The organism is Saccharicrinis sp. 156 (genome assembly GCF_050589685.1).
Lineage (GTDB): Bacteria > Bacteroidota > Bacteroidia > Bacteroidales > Marinilabiliaceae > Saccharicrinis.
On record NZ_JBNGOS010000016.1, the window covers coordinates 23,955 to 32,029 of the forward strand.

General features: G+C 40.1%; 4 protein-coding genes and 1 tRNA gene. 3 read left to right on the plus strand and 2 right to left on the minus strand.

Translation table 11 applies throughout. From position 1 onward, the window contains the following. Positions 1-3,525, plus strand: coding sequence for a TonB-dependent receptor (locus tag ACRD64_RS11610; protein ID WP_430933527.1), 3,525 nt, complete (start codon positions 1-3; stop codon positions 3,523-3,525). Between the two features lie 18 nt (positions 3,526-3,543). Beyond that, a complete protein-coding gene (locus tag ACRD64_RS11615; RefSeq protein WP_430933529.1) occupies positions 3,544-5,313 on the plus strand; it encodes a RagB/SusD family nutrient uptake outer membrane protein in 1,770 nt (589 codons plus the stop codon). A gap of 186 nt (positions 5,314-5,499) precedes the next feature. On the opposite strand, the gene hflX is transcribed toward ACRD64_RS11615, so the two are convergent. Next, positions 5,500-6,732 carry a GTPase HflX gene (gene hflX, locus ACRD64_RS11620; protein ID WP_430933530.1) on the minus strand — a complete coding sequence of 411 codons (1,233 nt, stop codon included), beginning with the start codon at positions 6,730-6,732 and terminating at the stop codon, positions 5,500-5,502. Between the two features lie 135 nt (positions 6,733-6,867). Further along, positions 6,868-7,548, minus strand: a complete 681-nt coding sequence (locus ACRD64_RS11625; RefSeq protein ID WP_430933531.1) for an energy transducer TonB — start codon at positions 7,546-7,548, stop codon at positions 6,868-6,870. A gap of 364 nt (positions 7,549-7,912) precedes the next feature. Between ACRD64_RS11625 and ACRD64_RS11630 the strand changes: the two genes are divergently transcribed. Beyond that, positions 7,913-7,986 (plus strand) — tRNA-Ala (locus ACRD64_RS11630). The last annotated feature ends 89 nt before the right edge of the window (positions 7,987-8,075 follow it).

An 8,075-nucleotide genomic window follows, 5' to 3' on the forward strand; every position in this document is an offset into this window, starting at 1 on the left:
ATGAAAAAAAATGAATGTTTCTTCTGGGAACGGATTATACCCAGACTACAAAAAACAGCCAGGATTATGAACCTTACTATCTTTTTATTCCTATTTTCAGTAGTTAGCGTATTTGCTGCTGATTCATATTCGCAAACAACGGTTCTTACGGTAGATATGCAGAACACTTCAGTAAAAGAAGTTTTGCATCATATCGAACAGCAAAGTGAATTTTATTTTATGTACAGCGAGAAGATTGTTGACGTAAAAAGAGAAGTATCGTTAAAGTTAATGAATAAAAAAGTAACCGATGTATTAGACGCACTTTTTAGAGATAGTGAGGTCGATTATAAAGTTAAAGATCGTTTTATTTTATTAACCAATTCAGAGCTTTCAAATTATACATTGTTTGCCCAGGATCAAGGAATAATTACCGGAAAAGTAACCGATGATACAGGTCAGCCTTTACCTGGCGTGACGGTAGTAGTGAAAGGCACAACCAACGGTGCTATTACAGATATAAATGGTAACTATTCTATCTCAGGCCTTAACTCTGATAATACACTTGTTTTCTCTTTTATTGGAATGGTGGCACAGGAAATAGTTGTTGGTGACAGATCAACAATTAATGTTGTAATGGTCGCAGATGCCATTGGTCTTGAGGAAGTGGTGGCCATTGGCTATGGAACAAGGAAAAAGAGTGATTTAACCGGAGCAGTATCATCCGTTAACAATGAATACCTAAAAGAGCAGCCTGTCGCTGATGTAACCAAGGCGCTGCAGGGTAGTACATCCGGTATTCGCGTTATTCGCTCTGCTACACCAGGAGCCGAAGCAGACATCCGCATCCGTGGTATGGGTACCATCAATAACAACCAACCATTATGGGTAGTCGATGGTGTTGTTGGAGCTAATCCTCCAGCTCCGAACCAAATTGAATCTGTTGAAGTTCTTAAAGACGCCTCCTCAACAGCTATATATGGTTCGCGAGGTGCTAGTGGAGTAATTCTTGTAACCACAAAGGGTGGTCGTATAAATCAGGCACCTAAAATGGAGATTAGTGTTCGTTCTGGTTTTAGCGCCCCGGATTCCAAGTTTGATGTAATGACTAATCCTCAGCTCCTAGGTGAGTTAAAATGGTTGGAAATGCAGAATGACGGATTAACTCCTTCCGATACGCACTTTGGAAGTGGAAATGCTCCTGTGTTAAACTATTATTTATTCCCCAATGGAGCTAGTGCAGGGGATGCCAGTGCTGACTTATCATTATACGACCAGAATAACTATCCAATAACACGCTCAAATCCCAATGGTACAGATTGGATGGATGCTATATATCAAAATGGGTCGATTCAGGATTTCAACCTTTCAGTAACGGGAGGTTCAGAAAAAACCAAATACGCATTTGCAGCAAGTTATTTAGAAGAAGAAGGTATTTTGAAATATACTTCTTTTCAACGCCTAAGTATCAGGTCAAATATCGACACAAAATTAACCGATTGGTTAACTATTGGCCAGAGGTTAGGAGCAACATACGGTCAAAAGAATGGTTATCAATCCAATAACTATCGCGAGAATTTGATAAACAGAACCTATATGGCCAGTCCTCTTGTTCCCATTAGAGACGTTGCTGGAAATTATGCCGGTTCAGTTGTTGGCGATATTGGCGTATGGCAAAATCCTTTAGCTGATTTAGATCGGAATTCTGATGACAAAATCAAAGATTATAGTGTTACCGGTAACTTTTATGTTGAATTACAGCCGATTAAAGACTTAAAATACAAATCTTTATTAGGTTATGATGTTCAGCTTACCAATGTATTTAATCCGCGATTTCCGGAACCTGAGTTTATTCAAGGGGTTGATATGACTACACTGTCGGAATCAAGCAGAAATAATACACTATGGAACTGGACTAATACTTTAACTTATGAAAAAACAATTGGTGCACACAGTTTTGATGTTTTATTAGGAGTTGAGGCTACCAAGAAAACATATCGGGATATGACTGCCTCCAGACAAGACTACTTCTCAGTAGATCCTAACTTTTTAGTATTGGATGCTGGTGCACAATCACAATTGAACGAAGGTACGGGATATGCATGGACATTATTTTCTGCCTTTGGACGATTGCACTATACATACAATCACAAATATCTCTTTGATTTTACTATTCGTAGGGATGGATCTTCACGCTTTGGTGAGAATAATCGATATGGTATATTTCCCGCGATTGCTGCTGGTTGGGTCCTCTCCGAAGAAGCTTTTTTGGATGGAACCGAAGGATGGTTGGACTACTTAAAGTTTAGAGCAAGTTGGGGGCAGTCCGGTAACGACCAAATTGGTAACTATAATAGCTATTCCAGTTATAGCTCAAACCCGGGTAATTCTTATTACGCAATAAGTGGTGAGGATAACATTATTAGTCAGGGATATCAATTATCGGCTATAGGTAATCCTGACGCTAAATGGGAAACCACCACCTCAAGCAACATTGCATTTGATGCCACATTTATGGGTGGATTGGATTTCTCCATTGATATATGGCAGAAAAAAACGGAAGATATGTTATTCCCTATTGCAATCCCATTAGTTGCTGGTTCTGCAACTGCCCCATCTGTGAATATCGGAACCATGAAGAATACAGGACTTGATATCACATTGGGATATAATAAAATTGTAAACGAAGATTTAAGTTTTAATGCTACGGCCACTGTTTCTCATTATAAAAATGAAGTAGAGAAATTATCGGGCAATGAGGATGAATTTATTCAGGGTACTGACTTAAGAGGGCAAATTTACACCAGAACTGAGCCAGGACGCGCATTCCCAGAGTACTATGGTTATATTATTGATGGTATCTTCCAGACTCAGGCTGAGGCCGATGCCCATGCCGTAAATGGCACCTACAATGAACCCGGGCATCTAATTGTAAGGGATATCGCCGGAGACACCGATGCGAACGGCAATCCGATCCCGGACGGGCAAATTACTGCTGCCGACCGCACATACATAGGTAGTCCGCATCCGGATTTTACCACCAGTTTACGATTGGGTGTGAACTACAGGAATTTCGATTTTTCGGCCTCCCTATACGCTAGCGTGGGCAATGACGTGGTCAATTACACAAATCGTTATGTGAAATACGGCCTGTTCCTGGCTCCAAACTCTAAAGAACGATTGTTTAACTCATGGGGAAGCCCATATTTAAATGGCGATAACACAAAGGCAACCATGCCAAAGGCATCCGGAAAGGATAACCTTTTTGATCAGAATGCCTCTACGCTTTATGTCGAAGACGGCTCTTTTTTGCGCCTCCAGAATATTCAATTGGGCTATACATTGCCAAAATCACTCACGGAAAAAATCAAGCTGCAAGATGTACGTTTTTATGTGATGGGCGCCAATCTATTTACTATTACTGGTTACTCAGGTCTTGACCCAGAAGTAATCCCGGGTAATGGAGATGAGATAAACATGGGTGTTGACATCGGATCATGGCCCGTATCAAGACAATTCATGTTTGGTATTGATATTACATTATAATTCTAAAAATTCGTAGCAATGAAACATATAATAAGAAAATATAATATATTGTTTTTAGCCCTGATATGCATTGTGGCTATTTTACCCCTAGGAGGATGTGATGACTTCCTCACCGAAGAACCTGTGGGAACGGTTAATGAAAGTATCTTAACAAACGAGGAAGGGATTGAAACCCTTCTGATTGCAACCTATGCCGCAGTAGATGGTTATATGCAGGGAGAAAGTCCATCAGGCAGTACAGGTGGTGCTTCGCCAATGAATTGGATATGGGGAGATGTAGCATCAGATGACATACACCGTGGAGACAATCCAGGTGGCTGGTCTGGGATTACCGATGTCGAAATGTTCCAGGTACAAACAACTAATCTTTGGACCAAAGAATGTTGGGGTGTACATTATGAAGGAATAGCACGTGCAAACGATGTTTTACGTATTCTCTCTTTAGCAAGCGATAATATTGAGGCCTCAAAAGCCAGTAACATAGCAGCACAAGCCAAGTTCTTGCGTGCCTGGTTTTATTATCAGCTTCGGTTAAAGTTTAAGAACATCCCATATATTACCGAAAATGATGATCCCATTAATGTAAAGAATGATGTTGAAGTATGGGATCATATTGAAGCGGATTTAGAGGCTGCCATTCCGGATCTTGAAACTGATTTAACAGAAAAAGGGAGAGCTTCTCAATGGGCAGCTAAGGCTTTATTAGCAAGAGTCCATATGTTTCAGGAAGAATGGTCGGAGGCTGCACCATTATTAGATGACATTATTGATAATGGTTCTTTTCAGCTAGAGGATCATTTCTATAATAACTTCGATGAAGACTATCAAAACAACGGCGAAAGTATTTTTGAGATTCAATATTCCGTAAACGATGGTGCAGGGGTGCACAACTCCGGTATCGATCACCAGACACTTTACCCCGTTGGTCCTATTGTTGGCTTAGGGTATTCGTATAGTGCGCCTACCTTTGACCTTTTTAATGCATACAAAGTAGGTGCTGATGGTTTGCCAATGTTGGATACCTACAACGATAACCTACTGTTAGAGGACTATGGTGTTGCTTTTAATGAACCTTTTACTCCAACCAATCATTTACTTGACCCCAGGGTTGACTGGACCATTGCACGCAGAGGTGTGCCATTCTTGGATTGGGGACCAATGTGGGGAAGTAACTGGATGTCAAATCAAGCTGCCATGGGGCCTTTCTTGAATAAAAAAGTATTGTGGTATAAACGAAATAAAGGGATCATATCATCTACAACAGGTTACTGGGCTCGTGGTGTAAATGGCAATAATTATAGAGCACTCCGCCTAGGGCATGTGATTATTTGGAGGGCTGAAGTAGCTGTAGAGCAAAATCAATTGGACGTAGCCAGGGATTTGATTAATCAAATTAGATCGAGGGCTGCAGATGATATACTTATGGGGAAAGTGATGAATGATACTTTTGGTTCAGATGTAGATTTGGTTATTGATGAAACCCAACCTGCAGCTAACTATATGTTAGGTTTATATCCTTCATTTCCTTCGCAAGATTATGCCCGAAAAGCAGTTCAATTTGAAACCCGCCTGGAATTTGCCTTAGAGGGATTGCGCTTCTTTGACTTGCGTCGCTGGGGCATTGTTGGTCAGGTTATGAACAGCTATCTGGCAAATGAAACTGCAAACGGCAGAATACCTTGGCTTGCAGGTGCTGCATTTGTGGAAAATAAGAATGAATATTGGCCATTGCCGCAAGATCAGGTCGATCTTCAACCTGGCGTATTGTTTCAGGATCCTGCTTATTAAGTAAATTAAAAAGTAACATTAAAAATTTTGAACTACCTTGATTTAATTTTAAGGTAGTTCTTTTTGTTTACAAGGAAATTCGGATTTACAACAAGAAATCAGGGTTCCCGCTTCTCAAAAAAGCACTATCAGGAAAGGAACCGTTTTAATCAAACTGCTTATTCGTTGAAAAAATATGGTTAAACCTTACCCTTCCCCGGTCATCTCCAAATCATCAAAATTGATATTTGGGTATAAAAAATCGTTATATGGGAATCGCGCCGTATGTATTTTCCTCACCTCATTATAAATAATCTCCTTAAAATCGTTCAAGTTTTCCTTATTCTTCGCAGAAATAAATACGGTATCCAACCCTTTTGCCATCCAACTCTTCTTTAAATCTTCCAGCGAGTAGTTAACCTGTATCTTAGGGGTCAAATCGTCCTCGTCTTTAGGCGTATATGAGAAAGCATCAATCTTGTTAAAGACCATGATCATTTTTTTCTCCGTTTTATCCAGCTCTTGCAAAGTCTGGTTTACAATGTCTATTTGCTGTTCAAAGCCACCATGAGATATATCTACCACATGCACCAATATATCCGCTTCCCGCACTTCATCCAGGGTCGATTTAAAGGAATCTACCAAATGGTGAGGCAGCTTGCGAATAAAACCTACGGTATCAGCTACTAGAAAAGGCAGGTTTCCTACAACAACCTTACGCACTGTGGTATCCAGCGTGGCAAATAATTTATTTTCTGCCAAAACAGTCGATTTACTAATGGTATTCATCAACGTTGACTTACCTACATTGGTATAACCTACCAAAGCCACACGTACCATCTTCCCCCTGTTTTTTCTTTGGGTCGACTTTTGCTTGTCTATCTTTACCAGGTCTTGCTTTAACTTCGATATTTTATCCCGAATAATCCTACGGTCGGTTTCTATTTCCTTTTCACCGGGGCCGCGCATACCCATACCACCTCTTTGTTTCTGAAGGTGTGTCCACATTCTTGTCAACCTTGGCAACAGGTACTGATACTGCGCCAGTTCCACTTGTGTTTTTGCGGCGGCTGTTTTTGCGTTTTTGGCAAAAATATCCAATATCAGGTTAGTTCTGTCCAGTATTCTGACCTTTAACAATCCTTCAAGATTTCTTAGCTGGGAAGGACTCAACTCATCGTCGAATATTACACAGTCTACCTCATACACTTTAACACCTTCCATCACCTCGTCTAATTTACCTTTACCCACAAATGTTCGGTTGTCAGGCATAGGTAAACTTTGCATATATCTCTTTACCGGTATTCCTCCGGCGGTCTCTGCCAAAAAGGCTAGCTCATCCAGATATTCGGTCAATAAGGCTTCTGAAATCCCCGGAGTCCTAAGCCCAACCAAAATAACTTTTTCTAATTCCTTATGTGTGGATATTTGTTCTCCCATTAAAACAATACAACTTTATCGTAATTTTTAAAACGCACAAAGGTACGCTTTTTTGCAGACATGACCATCGCTAAGTTTTGAGCAAAAAAAAGAGGCACCCAAAGATGCCTCTTGAAATATTCAATCAATATTATTTTATTGCAGCACAAAATTGATAGGTACCGTATAAGAAACTTTCACAGCCTTACCACGCTGTTTTCCTGGTTTCCACTTAGGCATGGACTGAACCACCCGGATGGCTTCTTTGTCAAGGTTAGGATCAACCCCGCGTGCTACTTTTACCTGAGTAACCGCACCGTCTGTTCCAACCACAAACTGCACGTACACACGTCCTTGAATACCATTTTCCTGGGCAATTACCGGATATTTAACAGATTGGGCAATGTACTTCCTCAATTCTGTGTCACCTCCCGGGAATTGCGGCATTTCTTCCACAATAAAGAACACAGGTGCATCATCTGTTTCCTCTTCTTCCAGTGAGACATCGAATTCCACTTCCGTATCTTCATCAATCTCGGTATCCTCAATGTCAAGTTCTTCTTCAAGCTCAACATCATCATCCACGATGTTTAATACATCGGTTACCTTCGGTGGTGGTGGTGGTGGTGGTGGTTTAACTTCCTCTTGTCTGGTAATCGGAACGATTTCCTCCTCCGCTTGAACATCATCCATCATATCGAACTGACTGGCGTCCACATCTGTTGTAGACCATTCAAAGGCGATAAGGACAATAGCCAAAACTACTACCAAACCGATCTGCATGAAAACCGGCTTTTTGGTTTCAAGATCTGCTTTTGGAGACTTTTTTACTTCCATAATAAAATTAAATTTTGGTGCCTAAAGATAACCATTTTATGTGGTTAATCAATTATTTTTAATCCTAAGTAATACGATTTGTTTTTTTGAGTGCATAAAAATAGAACTTTATTATAAAACTCCCATTTTTTTATTTCTTTTTTTCAGCATAAAAACCGTATTTCACTCAAATTGACGCAATATGACTAATCACGTTAACTTTACATCTTGAATAAATTCATGAAAATTTATTGTTTTTATTTGGGCAATTTAAAAAAATACTATATTTGCATCGCAATTAAGGGGATTAGCTTCCCGATAGCAATCGGGACAGGCAACTTCGCTAATCCCGTAATACATTGTTATGAAGTTGTAAAAATATTTTGGGGGATTAGCTCAGTTGGCTAGAGCGTTTGACTGGCAGTCAAGAGGTCATCGGTTCGATTCCGATATTCTCCACATTGAAGATTAAGGCGTTCGGGAGCTTCCATCCTGGGCGCTTTTTTGTTTATGAAATATTGTACTTACATATTGCATTCACAGAAGTT